17 protein-coding genes are annotated in these 15,263 nt (G+C 73.4%); 10 read left to right on the top strand and 7 right to left on the bottom strand.

Translation table 11 applies throughout. The features are described from left to right. Window positions 1-6: 6 nt before the first annotated feature. From ACJ6WD_RS07900 to ACJ6WD_RS07890, 3 genes are all read left to right on the top strand, one after another. Window positions 7-945 (top strand): alpha/beta hydrolase, encoded by a 939-nt coding sequence (locus tag ACJ6WD_RS07900; protein WP_407615373.1) that lies wholly within the window; start codon window positions 7-9, stop codon window positions 943-945. After that, window positions 942-2,111, top strand: a complete 1,170-nt coding sequence (locus ACJ6WD_RS07895) for an enolase C-terminal domain-like protein (RefSeq protein ID WP_407615372.1) — start codon at window positions 942-944, stop codon at window positions 2,109-2,111. The genes ACJ6WD_RS07900 and ACJ6WD_RS07895 overlap by 4 nt, the downstream gene beginning before the upstream one ends. 75 nt (window positions 2,112-2,186) lie before the next feature. After that, complete coding sequence (locus ACJ6WD_RS07890; RefSeq protein WP_233655702.1) at window positions 2,187-2,999, top strand: fumarylacetoacetate hydrolase family protein; 813 nt, start codon at window positions 2,187-2,189, stop codon at window positions 2,997-2,999. Between the two features lie 3 nt (window positions 3,000-3,002). Here the strand turns inward: ACJ6WD_RS07890 and ACJ6WD_RS07885 are convergent, their stop codons facing one another. The 3 genes from ACJ6WD_RS07885 to ACJ6WD_RS07875 form a co-directional block, all read right to left on the bottom strand. Beyond that, window positions 3,003-3,404 (bottom strand): ACT domain-containing protein, encoded by a 402-nt coding sequence (locus tag ACJ6WD_RS07885; RefSeq protein WP_233655703.1) that lies wholly within the window; start codon window positions 3,402-3,404, stop codon window positions 3,003-3,005. Window positions 3,405-3,517: 113 nt separating this feature from the next. Next, window positions 3,518-4,507 (bottom strand): triacylglycerol lipase, encoded by a 990-nt coding sequence (locus tag ACJ6WD_RS07880; RefSeq protein WP_233655704.1) that lies wholly within the window; start codon window positions 4,505-4,507, stop codon window positions 3,518-3,520. A gap of 192 nt (window positions 4,508-4,699) precedes the next feature. Then, window positions 4,700-4,846, bottom strand: coding sequence for a hypothetical protein (locus ACJ6WD_RS07875; RefSeq protein ID WP_407615371.1), 147 nt, complete (start codon window positions 4,844-4,846; stop codon window positions 4,700-4,702). A 33-nt stretch (window positions 4,847-4,879) separates the two neighbouring features. Between ACJ6WD_RS07875 and ACJ6WD_RS07870 the strand changes: the two genes are divergently transcribed. The 3 genes from ACJ6WD_RS07870 to ACJ6WD_RS07860 all read left to right on the top strand — a co-directional run bounded on the left by ACJ6WD_RS07870 (window position 4,880) and on the right by ACJ6WD_RS07860 (window position 8,186). Beyond that, the gene (locus tag ACJ6WD_RS07870; protein ID WP_233655705.1) at window positions 4,880-5,677 is read left to right on the top strand and encodes a PIG-L deacetylase family protein; all 798 of its coding nucleotides are present in this window, start codon (window positions 4,880-4,882) and stop codon (window positions 5,675-5,677) included. Between the two features lie 472 nt (window positions 5,678-6,149). Next, the gene (locus tag ACJ6WD_RS07865) at window positions 6,150-7,013 is read left to right on the top strand and encodes an oxaloacetate decarboxylase (protein ID WP_016575195.1); all 864 of its coding nucleotides are present in this window, start codon (window positions 6,150-6,152) and stop codon (window positions 7,011-7,013) included. Between the two features lie 114 nt (window positions 7,014-7,127). Further along, a complete protein-coding gene (locus tag ACJ6WD_RS07860) occupies window positions 7,128-8,186 on the top strand; it encodes a bile acid:sodium symporter family protein (protein ID WP_407615370.1) in 1,059 nt (352 codons plus the stop codon). On the opposite strand, the gene ACJ6WD_RS07855 is transcribed toward ACJ6WD_RS07860, so the two are convergent. Further along, window positions 8,172-8,915, bottom strand: a complete 744-nt coding sequence (locus ACJ6WD_RS07855) for an SDR family oxidoreductase (protein ID WP_331246907.1) — start codon at window positions 8,913-8,915, stop codon at window positions 8,172-8,174. The two genes, ACJ6WD_RS07860 and ACJ6WD_RS07855, sit on opposite strands and share 15 nt — an antisense overlap. Before the next feature lie 174 nt (window positions 8,916-9,089). Further along, window positions 9,090-9,641 (bottom strand): heme-binding protein, encoded by a 552-nt coding sequence (locus tag ACJ6WD_RS07850; RefSeq protein WP_016577666.1) that lies wholly within the window; start codon window positions 9,639-9,641, stop codon window positions 9,090-9,092. Window positions 9,642-9,832: 191 nt separating this feature from the next. On the opposite strand from ACJ6WD_RS07850, the gene ACJ6WD_RS07845 reads away from it, so the two are divergent. The 3 genes from ACJ6WD_RS07845 to ACJ6WD_RS07835 all read left to right on the top strand — a co-directional run bounded on the left by ACJ6WD_RS07845 (window position 9,833) and on the right by ACJ6WD_RS07835 (window position 12,523). Then, the gene (locus tag ACJ6WD_RS07845) at window positions 9,833-11,137 is read left to right on the top strand and encodes a sensor histidine kinase (protein ID WP_407615369.1); all 1,305 of its coding nucleotides are present in this window, start codon (window positions 9,833-9,835) and stop codon (window positions 11,135-11,137) included. 5 nt (window positions 11,138-11,142) lie between these two features. After that, window positions 11,143-11,811, top strand: a complete 669-nt coding sequence (locus tag ACJ6WD_RS07840) for a response regulator (protein WP_376447523.1) — start codon at window positions 11,143-11,145, stop codon at window positions 11,809-11,811. A gap of 301 nt (window positions 11,812-12,112) precedes the next feature. After that, the gene (locus ACJ6WD_RS07835) at window positions 12,113-12,523 is read left to right on the top strand and encodes a tautomerase family protein (RefSeq protein WP_233656236.1); all 411 of its coding nucleotides are present in this window, start codon (window positions 12,113-12,115) and stop codon (window positions 12,521-12,523) included. A gap of 54 nt (window positions 12,524-12,577) precedes the next feature. On the opposite strand, the gene ACJ6WD_RS07830 is transcribed toward ACJ6WD_RS07835, so the two are convergent. Next, the gene (locus tag ACJ6WD_RS07830) at window positions 12,578-13,456 is read right to left on the bottom strand and encodes a peptidase S1 (protein ID WP_331246903.1); all 879 of its coding nucleotides are present in this window, start codon (window positions 13,454-13,456) and stop codon (window positions 12,578-12,580) included. 527 nt (window positions 13,457-13,983) lie between these two features. Between ACJ6WD_RS07830 and ACJ6WD_RS07825 the strand changes: the two genes are divergently transcribed. Then, window positions 13,984-14,631: a glutamate-cysteine ligase family protein gene (locus tag ACJ6WD_RS07825; RefSeq protein WP_407615368.1), complete on the top strand. Its 648-nt coding sequence runs from the start codon at window positions 13,984-13,986 to the stop codon at window positions 14,629-14,631. Window positions 14,632-14,651: 20 nt separating this feature from the next. Here ACJ6WD_RS07825 and ACJ6WD_RS07820 read toward each other — a convergent pair whose 3' ends face one another. Next, window positions 14,652-15,251: a short chain dehydrogenase gene (locus ACJ6WD_RS07820; RefSeq protein WP_407615367.1), complete on the bottom strand. Its 600-nt coding sequence runs from the start codon at window positions 15,249-15,251 to the stop codon at window positions 14,652-14,654. Window positions 15,252-15,263 lie beyond the last annotated feature (12 nt).

Here is a 15,263-nt window from a genome sequence, read left to right as displayed (position 1 = left end):
CACGTGATGACCGAAGAACGCCCGGCAGGGGTGCACCGCGTCGAGACGGTCACCGCTGCCGACGGCATCCCCCTCGCCCTGCACCAGTGGGTCCCCGAGAACCCCGAAGCGGCCGTGTTCTACGTGCACGGCCTGCAGAGCCACGCCGGTTGGCTCTTCGAAACCGGCCCGGAACTGGCCCGCCGCCGGATCGCCGTCTACGCACCGGACCGCCGCGGCTCCGGAGCCAGCGGCGGACCGCGCGGCCACCTGGATTCCGCCGCCACCGCACTGGACGACTACGCGGCGGCCTTCGCGGCCGTCCGGGCCGCCCACCCCGGCGGACCGCCGATCACCGCGGTCGGCCAGAGCTTCGGCGGCAGCCTGCTGGCCGCCCTGCTCACCACCGGCCGCCTCGCCCCCGACGGCGTGGTCCTGTGCGCCCCGGCGCTCGGCCAGCAGCAGGCCCGGCACGGCCGCGACGGGGTGCACCGGATGCGTGCCCTCCACGGCCTCCGCACCTCCCCCGTGACCCTCAAGGACGAGGACTACACCGGGGAGCAGCGCTACCTCAGCTTCATGGCGAACGACCACGCGATGCTCCGCCAAGTCACGGACGGTTTCCGTGCCGTGATGGCGGAACTGGAGCTCCTCTACACCGAAGGCGCCCCATGGAACACCGGCCGTTCCCCGGTCCCGGTGCACTTCGCGCGGCCCGAACGGGACCCCGTCATCAACCTGGTCGCCGCCCGCGCGACGCTCGCCCGGATGTGCCCGCACGCCGTCGACGCCCATTTCGACGCCGACCGGCACTACCTGGAGTTCTCCCCCGTACGGGACCAGTTCTGGGACTGGCTCGCGGACGTCGCGGCGGGTGCGGGCGGCGCCGCAGCCGCAACCCCGTTGCCCGCGCAGCCCGTTCGGCAGGCCGCACCGGGCGCCGTCGGCCCGGGAGGCCGGCGGTGAAGCACGCCCTCGACATCCTCGACGTGCGGACCGCGCAGGTCCCCCTGCACCGGCCCTTCGCACACGCCCGGCACGCCCACGCCCGAACCGGCTCCGTCCTGGTCACCCTGCGGTGGGACGGCGTGACGGGCTGGGGCGAGGGCGCGCCCCGCCCGTACGTGACCGGTGAGACGGTGGCCGGCACCGTACAGGCCCTGCGCGCCCTCGACCCGTCCGCGCTCGTCGCCCTGCTCGACGGGGCGGCGGACTTCCCCCGCGCGGTGGCGGCCCTCGCCTCGGTCGACCTGCCCCGCCTGTTGGGCGGACTGCGGCCGCTGCCGGCCGCCGCGGCGGCGTTGGAGACCGCGCTCCTCGACGCCCTGTGCCGGCGCCACGGCCTGCCGACGGCCGCGGTCCTGGACGCCTGCCCCTGGGCGGCGGACGTGCTGACCAGCGAGAACGTCCCCCGGGCGGTGAGCGAGGTGGTGGACCTCAGCCGCACGCCCACCGAACAGCTGTCGGCCCTGCCGTCCGCCGCCCGGGCCCGCCTCACCCACGTGAAGCTCAAGGCGCTGCCCGACCCCGAGGAGACCGCCGCACGCGCGCTCCAGGTGCGCGGTCTGTTGGGCCCGTCGGTGCGGCTGTCCGTGGACGCCAACGGCGGGTGGGCGCCGGACGTCGCCGAGCGGGGCGCCCGGCTGCTGCGCGAACGCGCCGCCCTCGACTGGCTGGAGGAACCCACCGCGCCACGGGACTGGCCCACCCTGCGCCGCATCCAACAGGGCGGCACGCCGGTCATGCTCGACGAATCGGCGATGGACTCCGCGGACGTGGAGTGGGCGGCCGCCACCGGCGCCGCCTCGCTGGTGAACCTCCGGATCTCCAAGTGCGGGGGCCTGTTGCCCACGCTGCGGACGGCCGTGCGCGCCCACGCACGGGGCCTGCGCGTCCAACTCGGCGTCCAGGTGGGCGAGATCGGCCCGCTGTGGTCCGTCGGCCGCACCCTGGCGGCCCGCCTCACCGACGTCGTGGCGGTCGAATCCGGCCGCCAGGACGAGTGGTTCCCCACCCCGCTCACCGACCCGCCCTACGCCGTCGACCGGGAGCACCACGCCGCCCCGCCACCCCCCGGCCCCGGCCACGGTCTGCGCCCGGCCGCCGCCCTGACCACCCAGCTGACCGACTGACCGCCCCACCCGGCACCCGTGGCGCCGCAGCACACCGGCCCGTAGAGCACCACACACCGAACAGGAGCCCCCTCCATGGACCTCGCACGCCTCATGACGCCCGACGGGCCCCGGTACGGACTGGTCGACCACGTCCGGGACACCGTCCGACTCCTGACGCTCCCCGCAGGACCGGACGGCGTCGCGGCCCTGGCCGACCTGACGGACCCTCCCGCACCGGCCGCCACGGGCGACACCGTTCCCCTGGCGACCGCCAAGCTGCTGGCGCCGGTCGTCCCGGGCAAGGTCGTGGTCATCGGCCGCAACTACGGCGGCCGGTCCGACACCGCCGACAGACTGGTGATCCACCTCAAGCCGCCGACATCCGTCGTCGGTCCGGACGAGCCCATCGTGCTCACCGACCTCTCCCAGGACGTGCGGTACGAGGGAGAGCTCGCGGTCGTCATCGGCCGGACCTGCCGCTCGGTGCCGCCCGAGCGCGCCGCACACCACGTCCTCGGCTACACCTGCGCCAACGACGTCACCGCCTGGGACATCGGGACCGACGGGGGCCAGTGGACGAAGGCCAAGGGCATGGACACGTTCTGCCCCCTCGGTCCTTGGATCAGCACCGACCTCGACCCCGCGGCGGCCCTCATCACCACCCGCGTCAACGGCGAGGTGCGCCAGAAGGGCAGCACCGCCCACCTCACGCGCAGCACGGCCGTGTTGGTGTCGGAGGTGAGCCGGCTGATGACGTTGCTCCCCGGCGACGTCCTCCTGACCGGCACCCCCGAGGGCAGTGCCGCCCTGGCGCCCGGAGACACCGTCACCATCGACATCGACGGCCTGGGCACCCTCCGCAACCCCGTAGCCGCCCCCACCGACTCCCGGACCACCGCGCCCTGACGGCTACCCCGCCGAACGTCCCGCCAGGTCTTCCAACACCGCGACCGCCCGACCGGCGCTCTCGTAGGGCACGAAGAGGTGGTCGTGGTGGAAGCCGGCGACGACGTTGCAGCTCAGGCCGGCGTCGGCGAGTTCCATGGCCACCGCGGCGGTCAGCCCGACCGCCTCCAGGGCCGAGTGGACGCGCAACGTGATCCAACCCGCCACGTACGCGTACGCCAACCCGGCCGCATCGGCGTCCTCCTGCCGCAGGACCAGGGTCAGTCCCTCCGGTTCGGCGACCGTGACGACCGGGGCGAGGCCCGGCGGCACTCCGCCCTCGACCGTCGCGAACACGTACCGCCCGGGGTTCAACTGCGGACGCATCCCGCCCAACAGCTTCTGCAGATCAGTCTCACCAGCCACGCCCCACACGCTACCGGGCCGGCCAGCGGAGCCTCCTGGCGCCGGCGCGGCGAGCGGCCACGCGCAGCCGCCTCCGTCCGGGCTCGGGCTCCGGCTCCGGGCCGGGACGTCCGTCAGCTCAGGACGGAGGCGCAGGTGGTGGGGGTGGCGTGGGCCGGGTCGAGCGCGTTGGCCGTGGCGTGGAAGGCGATCCGGTCGAGGAGTCCGAGGCTCGCGTGCATGGAGAGGTCGGCCGGGCACAGCCGCTGGATCAGGATGTTGTGGACGTGCGGGCCGTGCAGGAACTCCGAACCGAGCGGCGTGACGACCTCGTCGTACTTGGTGGCGATCACGGTGTAGCGGATGCCCCGGAGGGTGTCGCCGCCGGCGTTGAGCCGGCGCAGCAGGGCGGATCCGGTCTTCTGCTCGATCAGCCCCGGAGTGAGCGCGTGCAGGGTCTGCTTGACGGGGGCGATGTCCACCAGCTTGGCCAGGCCGTGCAGGTCGGTGCCGTGGTTGTCGGGAGCCAACCCCACCAGGGTGTGCACCCTGTGGCGGCCGCCGTGGAACTTCAGGTACACCCGCGGCATCATGCCGCCCTGGGAGTGTCCGACCAGGTCGACCTTGAGCGCCCCCGTCGCGTCCAGCACCCGGTCGACGAAGTGGGCGAGTTGCCTGGCCGAGTGGTCGATCGGACCGAGCCCGCCGACGAGCGGGAGGCCCAGCAGTTCGCCGTAGGTCAGGGAGAAGACGCAGTAGCCGCGGGCCACCAAGTAGGGGGCCAGGCCCAGCCAGTTGTCGATGGCGTTGCCGAAGGTGCCGTGGACGAGGACGACCGGGCGGGGGTGGTGGGCGGACGGCCGGCAGGCGAAGTTGTTCCACCCCCTGCTGGCGGGGAACGCCCACGGCGCGTGGTGCGGAACGTGCACGGCGGACGGCTTGAGGAGCGGCGGTCCCAGAGGTCCCCGGGGCAGCGCGGCGGCCGGCAGGCGCGGGGGCGAGCCGACGGCTTCGGTGACGGGCGCGGTGGTCGCCGGGTGGGCGGCGACGGGCGAGACGGTCAGGCCCACGGCCAGGGTGGCCGCCGGGAGGGCGGTGAGCAGTCTCGGCCAAGACAGCTTCATACGGTGCTCCTTGCGGGGGAAGGCGACTCCGAACTGATCCGTGAGCCGCGCGCCGGGGCCCGGGATCGCAAGGGCCAACGTGGTGACCGACCGGTAAGTTACGGCTGGTAATCATTCTGTACCAGCGAAGTGAAGGCGAAGGAGCCAAGCGGGCGCAGGGCGCGTTCCCCCGTACGGCGGTCGGGACCGCCGTCACGAATCCAGGTAGCGGAGGATCGCGAGGACGCGCCGGCTGTAACCGGTGCTACCCGCGAGTTGCGGCTTGTCGAAGATCGCGTTGATGTGCTTCTCCACCGCGCTCTGGGAGACGTGACTGGGTAGCCTTCGCTGGTCCACCATCGGCAGTTCCCGCAGTGGAAGGGCGATCCGACGATGTCCCTGCCCAGTCTCCTGGCGGTGTTCGCACACCCTGATGACGAGTCGTTGTCGGCGGGCGGGGTGCTGGCCCGGCATGCCGCCGCGGGCGCGCGGACCGCCGTCGTCACGGCGACCTGGGCCCGACGGACGCACCGCGGAGCGGAGTTGGCGGCGGCCCTCGGGATCCTGGGGGCCGGTGCGCCGCGGATGCTCGGTTACGCCGATGCGCGCGTGCCGGAGTCGGCTCCCGGCGGCGTCCGGCTCTGTGACGCGCCCCTCGACGAGGCGGTGGGGCGGCTGGTCGGGCATCTGCGGGAGGTGCGTCCGCACGTGGTCGTCACGCACGACGCCTACGGCGGGCTGACCGGCCATCCGGACCACCGGCAGACCCACCGGCTGACCGTGCTCGCGGTCCAGGCGTCCGGGTGGGCCGGCCTCTATCCGGAGGCGGGTGCCCCCTGGCGGCCGTGCGCCCTGTACCTGGCCACGCATCCGGACTCCGCCGCACGGGAGTTGGGCGGACGGTTGATGCGGGACGACCGCGCCATGTACAGCGTGCCGGACGACCGGATCGACGCGGCCGTCGACGTCCGTCCCTGGTTGGCGCAGAAGTTCGGTGCCGTGCTGGCGCACCGCAGCGAAGTGGAACGGGGCGCCCTGCCGGGCCGGCTCGCCCGCATGGCACCGGCGGAGCGGGAACGGCTGTTGGCGACGGAGTGGTACGTCCGCCACGACCTCGGTTCCGGGTCGGCGGGCGGGCAAACGGAATTGACCTGCCGAGGGGTGGAGCCGGGCGTCGTGGGTGGGGGCTGAAGGGTCCGCGCTGGTCGCGCCGGCCGCTGGGCGGGTGCCGTCCCCCGGTGGCGCCGCCCGGGCCGTGCCATCCATCCCATCAAGCCAGTTCACCGGTGGTGGCTGCGCCGCGCCGCCTCCCGGGATTGTCTGGACCAAGCGGCCGTACCCGGTGTTCGGAGCGGCTTTGCCCCTGTCGCCGCACCTGCTGCAACCACCCCGTGCACCGCGGTGGTACGGCTCAAAAACGACGCCCACCAGCTGTCATTACCAATTCATGGTTGTCACATGACCATTCCTTTTCCTAACCTGCTGTCACGGAGGGCGACAACCGCACCCCGCACGAGCCAGTACGCAGGCAAAAACCGGGGGCACGCCACTCAGCGTGCCCCCGGTTTGTTTGGCCCGTGAAGCGTCGTGCCGACCACCAGCTCTGGCGGGCAACGGGTCGACCACGACGCGCAGTCCACGCGACCACGCATCGGAGGGTACCGTGAACCACCCCGATCGATTAAGAGCCGCGATAGAAGCGGACGGCACCACCCCGCTGATCGGCGTCTTCGACATGTTCTCCGCGTCCCTGGCGGCGCGTCACTACGACGGGATGTTCGTCTCCGGCTTCGGATTCGCCGCGTCCCACTACGGCCTGCCGGACATCGGGTTCATCGCCTGGCCCGACATCGTCGGCTTCGTACAGCGGCTCCGCCTGGCCTTCCCCCAACAGCACCTGCTCGTCGACATCGACGACGGCTACGTCGACCCCGAGACCGCCTGCCACGTCGTCCAGCAGTTGGAGGCCGGCGGCGCCTCGGGCATCATCCTGGAGGACCAGCAACGGCCCCGGCGCTGCGGCCACGTCGACGGCAAGCAGGTCCTGCCGTTGGAGGAGTACCTCGCCAAACTCGACCTGGTCCTCCAGGCACGCCGGGACCTCGTCGTCGTCGCCCGCACCGACGCCACCGAGGAGGAGGAGATCCTGCGCCGCGCCAAGGCGCTCGCCGCGACCGACGCCGACGTGATCCTGGTGGACGGCGTGCGCAGCGTCGACTGGATCCACAAGGTGCGCCGCGTCATCGACGACAAGCCGCTGCTGTTCAACCAGATCGCCGGTGGCAAGTCACCCCGGCTGTCGCTGGGCGAGCTGCACCAACTCGGCGTCGACGTCGCCATCTACAGCACGCCCTGCCTGTTCGCCGCCCAGACGGCCATCGACCGGGCGCTGGACGACCTGAAGCGGGCCGACGGCCGGCTGCCGGAGCACACCCCCGACGCCGTGGGCGTCGCCGAGTGCCTGGCGCTGCTGGAGCAGAACATCAGCCGCCACCACGACCCCCTCCCGGTCGACGCCGCGCGCTGACGCCTGATCCGAGCAGCCGCGGAGGGGCCGCGCCGTCGTCCTGGTCGTCAGACGGCCGCGCGGCGCGGCCCCGACCGTCCACCCACCGCTTCCCACCTCCCGACGGAGGAATCCGTGCCGCACCATTCCCCCGGCGGCGCCCGCCGGGTGCTGCGCCGCGTCGACTGGTACATCGTCGCGCTGTTCTGCGTCATCGGCCTGGCGGCCCTCGTCCCGGCCGACGGGGCGGCGGCCGACGGCGTCTCCTTCACCGCCCGCCTGGCGGTCGGCCTGCTCTTCTTCCTGTACGGCGCCCGGCTCTCGCCGCGGGCCGCCCTCGACGGGGTCCGGCACTGGCGCCTGCACCTGCCGGTCCTCGGCCTCACGTTCGTCCTTTTCCCGGCCGCGGGCCTGGCGATCGGGCTGTTGCCGTCCGGCGTCCTCAGTCCCGAACTGGCCGCCGGCGTCCTGTTCCTGACCGTGCTGCCGTCCACCGTCCAGTCCGCCATCGCCTTCACCTCGATGGCGCGCGGCAACGTGGCCGCCGCCATCTGCTCGGCGTCGTTCTCCACGGTCCTCGGCGTGCTGCTCACCCCGCTCCTGGCCGTCGCCCTGTTGCGGCAGACCGGAGCCGGGGTCGGGGACGTACCGCTCACCCCGTCCAGCCTCCTCGACATCGCGGTCCAGCTGCTGTTGCCGTTCCTCGCCGGCCAGGCACTGCGGCGGTGGATCGCCGACTGGTTGGGCCGGCACCGGATCCTGACCACGGTGTGCGACCGCGGCTCCATCCTGCTGGTGGTCTACTCGGCGTTCAGCCACGGCATGACCGCCGGCATCTGGCACCGCATCCCGCCCGCGCGGCTGCTGCTCCTCGCGGCGGTCTGCGCCCTGTTGTTGGCCCTGGCGCTGTCCGCCGCCCACGGCACCGCCCGACTGGTGGGACTGTCCCGCGCCGACCGGGTCACGGCCGTCTTCTGCGGTTCCAACAAGAGCCTGGCCAGCGGGTTGCCGATGGCCACCGTGCTGTTCCCGGCCGACCGGATCGGGGTCGTGGTGCTGCCCCTGATGCTCTACCACACGCTCCAACTCGTGCTCTGCGCCTACCTCGCACGCCGCTGGCCCGCGCCGCCGGCCCCGCCCCCCGAGCCGGCGTCCCCGGCCCCCGCCCGGACCACGGCGTCACCTCAGGTATGACGCCCCGTTGACGTCGAGCACGGCGCCCGAGGACCACACCGCCTCGGGCGAGGCGAGGTACTTCACCGCGGCGGCGATCTCCTCGGGCGCGGCCACCCGGCCGAACGGACTCTGCTCCTCGACGGCCGCGCTGATCCGGTCGGCGACCCGTTCGGTGGCGACGAAACCGGGGGCGACGGAAGCGACGGTGATGCCGTGTGGGGCGAGGGAGACCGCGAGCGACTGGCCCAGTGCGTGCATCGCGGCCTTCGTCGCCCCGTAGGCGGGATGGTCGGGCTCGCCCTTGAAGGCGCCGCGGGAACCGACGTTGACGATGCGGCCCCGGACCTGGTGGTCGATCATGTTCCGGGCCGCGCAGTAGGTGACGTGGGCGGTGCCCAGCAGGTTCACGTCGACGGTGCGCCGCCAGGCGTCCTGCCAGTCCTCGAAGGTGGTGCGGTCCAACGGGTGCGCGACGTTGACCGCCGCGTTGTTGACCAGCACGTCCAGCGGGCCGAGCGCCTCGACGGCCGCGGCGACCACGCCGGCGGCGCCCTCCGGCGTACTGATGTCCCCCTGCACCAGGACGTGACCGCTGCCCGCCAGGCCGTCCAGCGCCTCCTCGGCCTCCGCCCGGCGGGAGGCGTAGTGCAGGGCGACCCGGTCGCCGTCGGCGGCGAAGGCCGTGGCGATCGCGCGGCCGATGCCGCGTGCGGCCCCCGTGACCAGCACGGTGCGGTTCCCGTCCATCGGGCGTCCTCCAGCGGTCGAGCGGCCCGACGGCCGCGACGATCTTGCTCAACACCCTCGCACGGCGCGGTGGGCGACGGAAGACCGGGGCGGCCCCGTCCACGATCCGTGGACGGGGCCGCCCCCGACGCGCACCGCTGCGGCAACACGCACCGCTGCGGCGGCGGGTGGACGTCAGCCGTTGAGCGCGGCGACGCCGGCCTGGGCGAACTGCTCGTCCTGGTCGCCGCTGGGTGCGCCGGCCACGCCGATGCCGGCGACCGGGGCGCCCTTGGCCTGGACGGGGGCGCCGCCGGCGAGGAACAGCGTGCCGGGGATGTCCTTGAGGGTGGGGGCCTGCTCCAGGCGCTTGACCAGCGTCGAGGTCGGCGCGTTCCAGGACACCGCGGTGAACGCCTTCTCCTCCGCCGCCTTGTACGACTGCGGGCCGGCGCCGTCGCCTCGCAGCGTGACGAGGGTGTTGCCGTTGCGGTCGACCACGGCCACCGACACGTGCTGGTCGGCCTTCTCGGCGGCGGCGAGCGCGGCCTGCGCGGCCTTGGCCGCCGCGGCGACGGTCAGGTGGTCGGTGGCGACGACGTTCTGCGCCTGGACCGCGGTGGCCGCACCGCTGCGGGCGGCGTTGTCCGGGGCCGCGACGGCGACCGCGCCGACGGCGGTCACCCCGACGGCCGCCAGGACGGCCGCGCCGGCGATGATCCTGGTCCGTGTGGACGGCATCTGCATGGGAGGTGCTCCTCTTCGTCGCCCCGGGGCCGGGGCCCCGCGGTCCGCAGTGGTTGCGGTGGTTCCATCCTTGGTGGCGCGGGCGGGAGGGCGGTCCGCGGAGCGGATGGCGTCGCGGAGCATGATGGATGACGTCGGTGTCAACCGATCGGATGACGGGCGCGGGCCGGAATCCGGGCTACGAATCAAGGATGGACGTGAAGCACGTGAGCGGTGGCCGTACCGGAGCGGCGGACGGCGTACCGCGGACGGACCCCGCGGACGGACCGACCGGCCGCGGCATGGAGGCGGTGATCTCGGCCTCGTTCGTCCTGCTGTTGATCGCCGCCATGGCCCGCTACCTCACCCACCATCCCGGCGCCCCCGGCACCTGGTGGGTGATCGCGCTCACCACGCTGCTGGCGGTGGCGTACGTGGCGCGGCCGGCCGTGGACGGGGCGATCGCACCGCGGTGGCGCCGGGTCTGGCTCGGGGTCTTCGTGCTCGGGTGGGTGGCCCTGGTGCTCCAGGCACCGAGCTTCGCCTGGAGTGCGGTGGCGATCGTCTACACGGCGTTGCAGTTGCTCCCGGCGCGCGCCGCGCTGGCGCTGATCACCGTGCTGACGGTCCTGGTGGTGGTCGCCCAGGTGCGGATCAACGGCCCCGACCCGCTGCTGATCGTGGTGCCGCCGGTGGTCGCCGGCCTGGCCGCGACGGTGTTCACGCACATGCAGCGCCAGTCGGCCCGGCAGCACCTGCTGATCGAGGACCTGGTGCGCACCCGCCGCGTACTGGCCGGCAGTCAACGCCGGGCGGGCATGCTCGCCGAGCGCGAGCGGCTGTCGATGGAGATCCACGACACGCTCGCCCAGGCCCTGTCGAGCCAACGGATGCTGCTCCAGGCCGCCGAACGGCTCTGGGACGCGGACCCGGCAGCGGCCCACCAGCACATGACCACCGCCTCCGCCATCGCGGAACGCAACCTCGTCGAGGCGCGCCGGTTCGTCCACGACCTGGCCCCCGCCGACCTCGCCGACGGGGGCGGCCTGCCCGAGGCGCTGCGGGCGCTGGCCCGCCGCGAGACCGCGGCCGGGGCGGCCACCGCGGGCACCACGTCCGACGCGCCGCACGGCGGTCCGGCGGTGCACTTCCGGATCGACGGCGATCCGGTACCGCTGCCGCCGGCCGTCGAGGCGGGCCTGTTGCGGGTGGCCCAGGGGGCCGTCGCCAACGTCCGCGAACACGCCCGCGCCAGCGACGCCGTCCTGACCCTCAGCTACCTCGACGAGGACGTGGTCCTCGACGTCGCCGACAACGGCTGCGGCTTCCGCCCCGGCCAACAGGACGCAGCCGGGGCCGTACCGCACCGCGGCCACGGACTGCGCGCCATGGAGGTCCGATTGCGGCAGCTCGACGGCACCCTGACCATCGAGTCCCATCCCGGCGAGGGCACGGTCGTCTCCGCGGCCGTGCCGCTCCGGGCGAGCGGCCCGGCGACCGACCCGGACGAGGAGTGACCCGCATGTCCCGCCCATCCGACTCCCCCGACTCCCCCGACGCCCCCGGTCGGCGGGTGCGCCTGCTGTTGTGCGACGACCACGCCGTGGTCCGGGCCGGCCTGCGCGCCCTGTTGTCCGCCGATCCCGGCATCGAGGTCGTCGGCGAAGCGGCCACCGGCGAGGAGGCGCTGGCCGTCGCCGCCCAACGCCGGCCCGACGTGGTGCTGATGGACCTCAGCCTCGGCACCGGCATCGACGGCATCGAGGCGACCCGCCGCATCGTCGCCGAGGTGCCCGGCACCCGCGTCCTGGTGCTCACCACCTACGACACCGACGCCGACGTCACCCGCGCCGTGCAGGTGGGCGCCACCGGCTACCTCCTCAAGGCCGAACGGCCCGAGGAGCTGTTCGCCGCGATCGCCGCCGCCGCGGAGGGCCGGGCCGTGCTCTCCGCGCCCGCGGCCAACCGCGTGATGGAGCGGGTGCGCAAGCCCCATGCCGCCCTGACCGAGCGCCAGTTGGACATCCTCGGCCAGCTCGCCCGCGGGCTCGGCAACCGCGAGATCGCCCGCGCCCTGTTCATCAGCGAGGCCACCGTCAAGACGCACCTGGTGCGCATCTACGCCAAACTCGGCGTCGAGACCCGCGCGGGTGCGGTCGCGGCGGCGAAGGAGCAACGACTGATCCCCTGAGGCCGGCCCGCCCGAGGCGTCAGAGGCCGCCAGCCGGCCGGCTGGCGAAGGCGACCGGCCTCCGCCGGAGTCGCGGGCTGTGCCGTCTTCTCCCGGACGGCGGTGCCGAGTTCGTCGTCGGAGAGGTCCTGCGGAACCTGTGCTGGTTCAGACGCGGACCCTACGCGTCGGCCGCCGGTGGGCGCCTGCCCGCCGAACGCCCCACGTCTGTACCTACTAGTATGTACGATCATGACCGAGCCAGCCGCACCCGGTCACGCGCTGACGCGCCACGCCTCCCCACCGCACCGAGGAGAACCCCATGCCCTTCGTCCGCATCGACGCACTGCGGGCCGACGCCGAGCGGCTCGACGCGCTCGGCCGGGCCGTGCACGACGCCCTGATCGAGACGATCCAGATCCCGCCGGAGGACCGGTTCCAGGTCCTGACCAGCCACGACGGCACCAACAGCACGCTGCGGTACGGCAATTACTTCGGCATCCAGCGCGACGACGGCATCGTGTACGTCGCGATCACCCTGCGCGCGGGGCGCAGCTCCGACCAGAAGCAGGCGCTCTACCGGCGGATCGCCGAACTGGCCGAGGAGTACGCGGGCACCGTGCCGCGGAACGTGTTCGTCACCCTGACCGAGAACGCCTCGCTGGACTGGTCGCTCGGCAACGGGGTGGCCCAGTACGCCGACGCCGACGGGCCGTCGGGCGCCGCACGCTGAGGCCCCGGCCGGCGTCACGCGCCGACCGGGGCCCCGCCTCCTCCTGATGGCCGGCTACGAGAAGGCCAGCTCGGTGACGTTGGTCGCCTCCAGGACCCAGGCGGCGCTCAGGCCGCCCTCCTTCACGTAGGCGTTGCCGTTGCCCTTGAGGACGCCGATGCGCTTGCCCGACAACGCGATCTGGGTCGTCTTGTCGCTCTCCTTGACCCACGTGGCACTGAGACCGCCCTCCTTGACGAAGGCGTCACCGTCGTCCTTGAGGACACCGATGCGGTTGCCGGACAGTTCCAACTGGATCACGTCGTCCGCCTCCTTGACCCAGGTGGCACTGAGGCCGCCCTCCTTCACGAACGCCTCGCCGGTCCCCTTGAAGACGCCGATGCGGTTGCCGGCGAGGTCGATGTCGACGACGTTGGCGGCCTCCTTGACCCACGTGGCGCTCAGGCCGCCCTCCTTGACGAAGGCGTCACCGTTGCCCTTGACCACGCCGATGCGTCGCCCGGAGAGTTCCAACTGCTTCACCTTGTCGGCCTCCTTCACCCAGGTCGCACTGAGGCCGCCCTCCTTCACGAACGCCTCGCCGGTGTCCTTGAGCACCCCGATCCGGTTGCCGGACAGCGCCAGTTGCTTGACGTCCGTCGCCTCCTTGACCCACGTGGCACTGAGACCGCCCTCCTTGACGAAGGCGTCACCGTTGCCCTTCAGGACACCGATGCGGTTGCCGGTGAGCACGACCTGCTTGACGTCGCCGGCCTCCTCGACCCAGGTGGCACTGAGGCCCCCCTGCTTCACGGAGGCTTTGCCGTTGGCCCGCACCGTGCCGATGCGGTTTCCACCGTCGCCGGACACCGTCGCGTACGCGGCGGCGGATCCGGCGACGACCCCGGCCACGGCCAGGGCGGCAGCCGTGGCGGAGAGCAGCTTGACGTTCATCGTGATTCGTCCCCTTCTGTGGGCGCGGCCACCCGGCGGCACCCGTAGGCGCCGCGGAATGGCCGCTACCGGCCCGCGGGCCGGCCCACCCCTTTGTGTTGATCACACCGGTGATCAGTGACGCTCCGAATCGTCGATGAGGGGTGGGGCGAGTGGGGAGACTTCATGCCTTCTTCCACCTGAAGGGGTCATGTCCGGATCCCAAACCGGCGACGGGTGCTCGTCGCACGGCCGTTCCAGGCCCCGTGACCTGCACTCGGACGGTCAGCTTGGGCATGAGCACCCACACCTCGACGTAGCCGGCCCGCGCGGCGCGGACGGCGTCGTGGGGGCCCAGCGGCTCCCGCTTCGTCCCGGCCGCCAGGCCCAGCGGTTCGGTCCGGGCCGTGGCGTCGGGGCCACTGGCCCGGAGCAGGTGGTCCGGGACCTTTCCGGCGACCGTCGGACGGCCTCCTCCGGCGCGGACGTCGGGTGGGACATGGGGGTCTCGGCTGCGTTCGCACGGGTCGGGGCGCTGGACCACCGGTGTGAAGGGAGGCAACGAGACCCACACGCACTGCGGCCTGCACGCACACGTCGAGGTCCCCGACCTGGACCACGCGGTCCTGGTCTGCAACCACCTGCGGCCGTGGGTGCCGTCCCTGGTCGCACTGTCGGCGAACTCCCCGTTCCGGGACGGTCGGGACACCGGGTACGCCAGCTGGCGCACCGCCGCCGGCGATCGGTGGCCGGTCGCCGGGCCGCCGATGCTCGGCGTCCTGGTCCGGGCTCTGGTCGTGCAGGCCCTGAAGCAGGTGCGGCGCGGCGCCCCGGGGCCCGACGTGTGCCCGTCCCTGCTGCGGGCGGCCTACTGGCGGGCGGCCCGTGACGGCTGTGCCGAGCACGCCCTCGACGTGCGCACCGGCCGGGCCGTCCCGGCCGGTCGCCTGCTGCGGGAACTCGTCGCGTACATCCGGCCGGCCCTGGAGGCGTCCGGGGAGTTGGCGGCGGTCACCGCGGCCGTGCGCCGGCTCGCCGGTGCCCAGGACGGCGCGGACGACGGTGCGCGCGGGCCGGGCGGGTGCGGTGCGCGGCGGCAGCGGGCCGCGTTCGCGCGGCGGGGCGATGCGCGGGACGTCGTCGACGAGCTGATCCGGCACACCGCTCCCGCCCACGCCGCACACGCGGCCCACTGAGCGCCCGCCGGTCCCGTTCGCTACTGCACCGTGTAGACCTGTCCCGTCTGGCGGCCCTCGACGGAGCGGACGTAGGCGCGGGCGACGTCGGCCAGCGGGACCGAGCCCATGCCGGGGAAGAAGTCGCCGTAGGCGTCCAGGGATTCGGTGAAGACGGTGGGGCTGACGGCGTTGATCCGCTGCGGTGCGATCTCGATCGCGGCGGCGCGGACGAACGCCTCGACGGCGCCGTTGGCCATGGAGGCGGCAGCGCCGGTGGGGATCGGTTCCCGGGCCAGGATGCCGGTGATCAGGGTGAACGAACCGTGCTCGGCGACGTGCGACAGGCCCTGGCGGACCAGTTCGAGCTGGCTCAGCACCTTGCCGCGGAACGCCGCCTGCCAGTCGTCGGCGGTGATGTCCGCGACCGGCTTGTAGGGGACGTCTCCGGCGGTGCTGACCACGGCGTCCAACGGGCCGGCCGCCTGGTAGAGCGCGGCGATCTGGTCCGGGTCGGTGAGGTCGTGGCGGAGGTCGCCGGCGGTGCGTCCGACGGTGCGGACGTGGTGGCCGCGGCCGGTGAGCTCCGTGTGGACGGCGGTGCCCAGCGTGCCGGTGGCTCCGATCAGCGCAATGTTCATGCCCGGGACGCT

Source organism: Streptomyces sp. VTCC 41912 (assembly GCF_045799175.1).
GTDB lineage: Bacteria > Actinomycetota > Actinomycetes > Streptomycetales > Streptomycetaceae > Streptomyces > Streptomyces albulus_C.
The sequence above is the reverse complement of the archived record's forward strand: the minus strand, read 5'-3'. Positions and strand labels throughout refer to the sequence as shown.

Coding starts and splice junctions, on each gene's coding strand:
- ACJ6WD_RS07900 (WP_407615373.1), top strand. CDS start 7: ATGACCGAAGAACGCCCGGCAGGGGTGCACCGCGTCGAGACGGTCACC.
- ACJ6WD_RS07890 (WP_233655702.1), top strand. CDS start 2,187: ATGGACCTCGCACGCCTCATGACGCCCGACGGGCCCCGGTACGGACTG.
- ACJ6WD_RS07880 (WP_233655704.1), bottom strand. CDS start 4,507: ATGAAGCTGTCTTGGCCGAGACTGCTCACCGCCCTCCCGGCGGCCACC.
- ACJ6WD_RS07875 (WP_407615371.1), bottom strand. CDS start 4,846: ATGGTGGACCAGCGAAGGCTACCCAGTCACGTCTCCCAGAGCGCGGTG.
- ACJ6WD_RS07870 (WP_233655705.1), top strand. CDS start 4,880: ATGTCCCTGCCCAGTCTCCTGGCGGTGTTCGCACACCCTGATGACGAG.
- ACJ6WD_RS07855 (WP_331246907.1), bottom strand. CDS start 8,915: ATGGACGGGAACCGCACCGTGCTGGTCACGGGGGCCGCACGCGGCATC.
- ACJ6WD_RS07850 (WP_016577666.1), bottom strand. CDS start 9,641: ATGCAGATGCCGTCCACACGGACCAGGATCATCGCCGGCGCGGCCGTC.
- ACJ6WD_RS07845 (WP_407615369.1), top strand. CDS start 9,833: ATGGACGTGAAGCACGTGAGCGGTGGCCGTACCGGAGCGGCGGACGGC.
- ACJ6WD_RS07840 (WP_376447523.1), top strand. CDS start 11,143: ATGTCCCGCCCATCCGACTCCCCCGACTCCCCCGACGCCCCCGGTCGG.
- ACJ6WD_RS07835 (WP_233656236.1), top strand. CDS start 12,113: ATGCCCTTCGTCCGCATCGACGCACTGCGGGCCGACGCCGAGCGGCTC.
- ACJ6WD_RS07830 (WP_331246903.1), bottom strand. CDS start 13,456: ATGAACGTCAAGCTGCTCTCCGCCACGGCTGCCGCCCTGGCCGTGGCC.
- ACJ6WD_RS07820 (WP_407615367.1), bottom strand. CDS start 15,251: ATGAACATTGCGCTGATCGGAGCCACCGGCACGCTGGGCACCGCCGTC.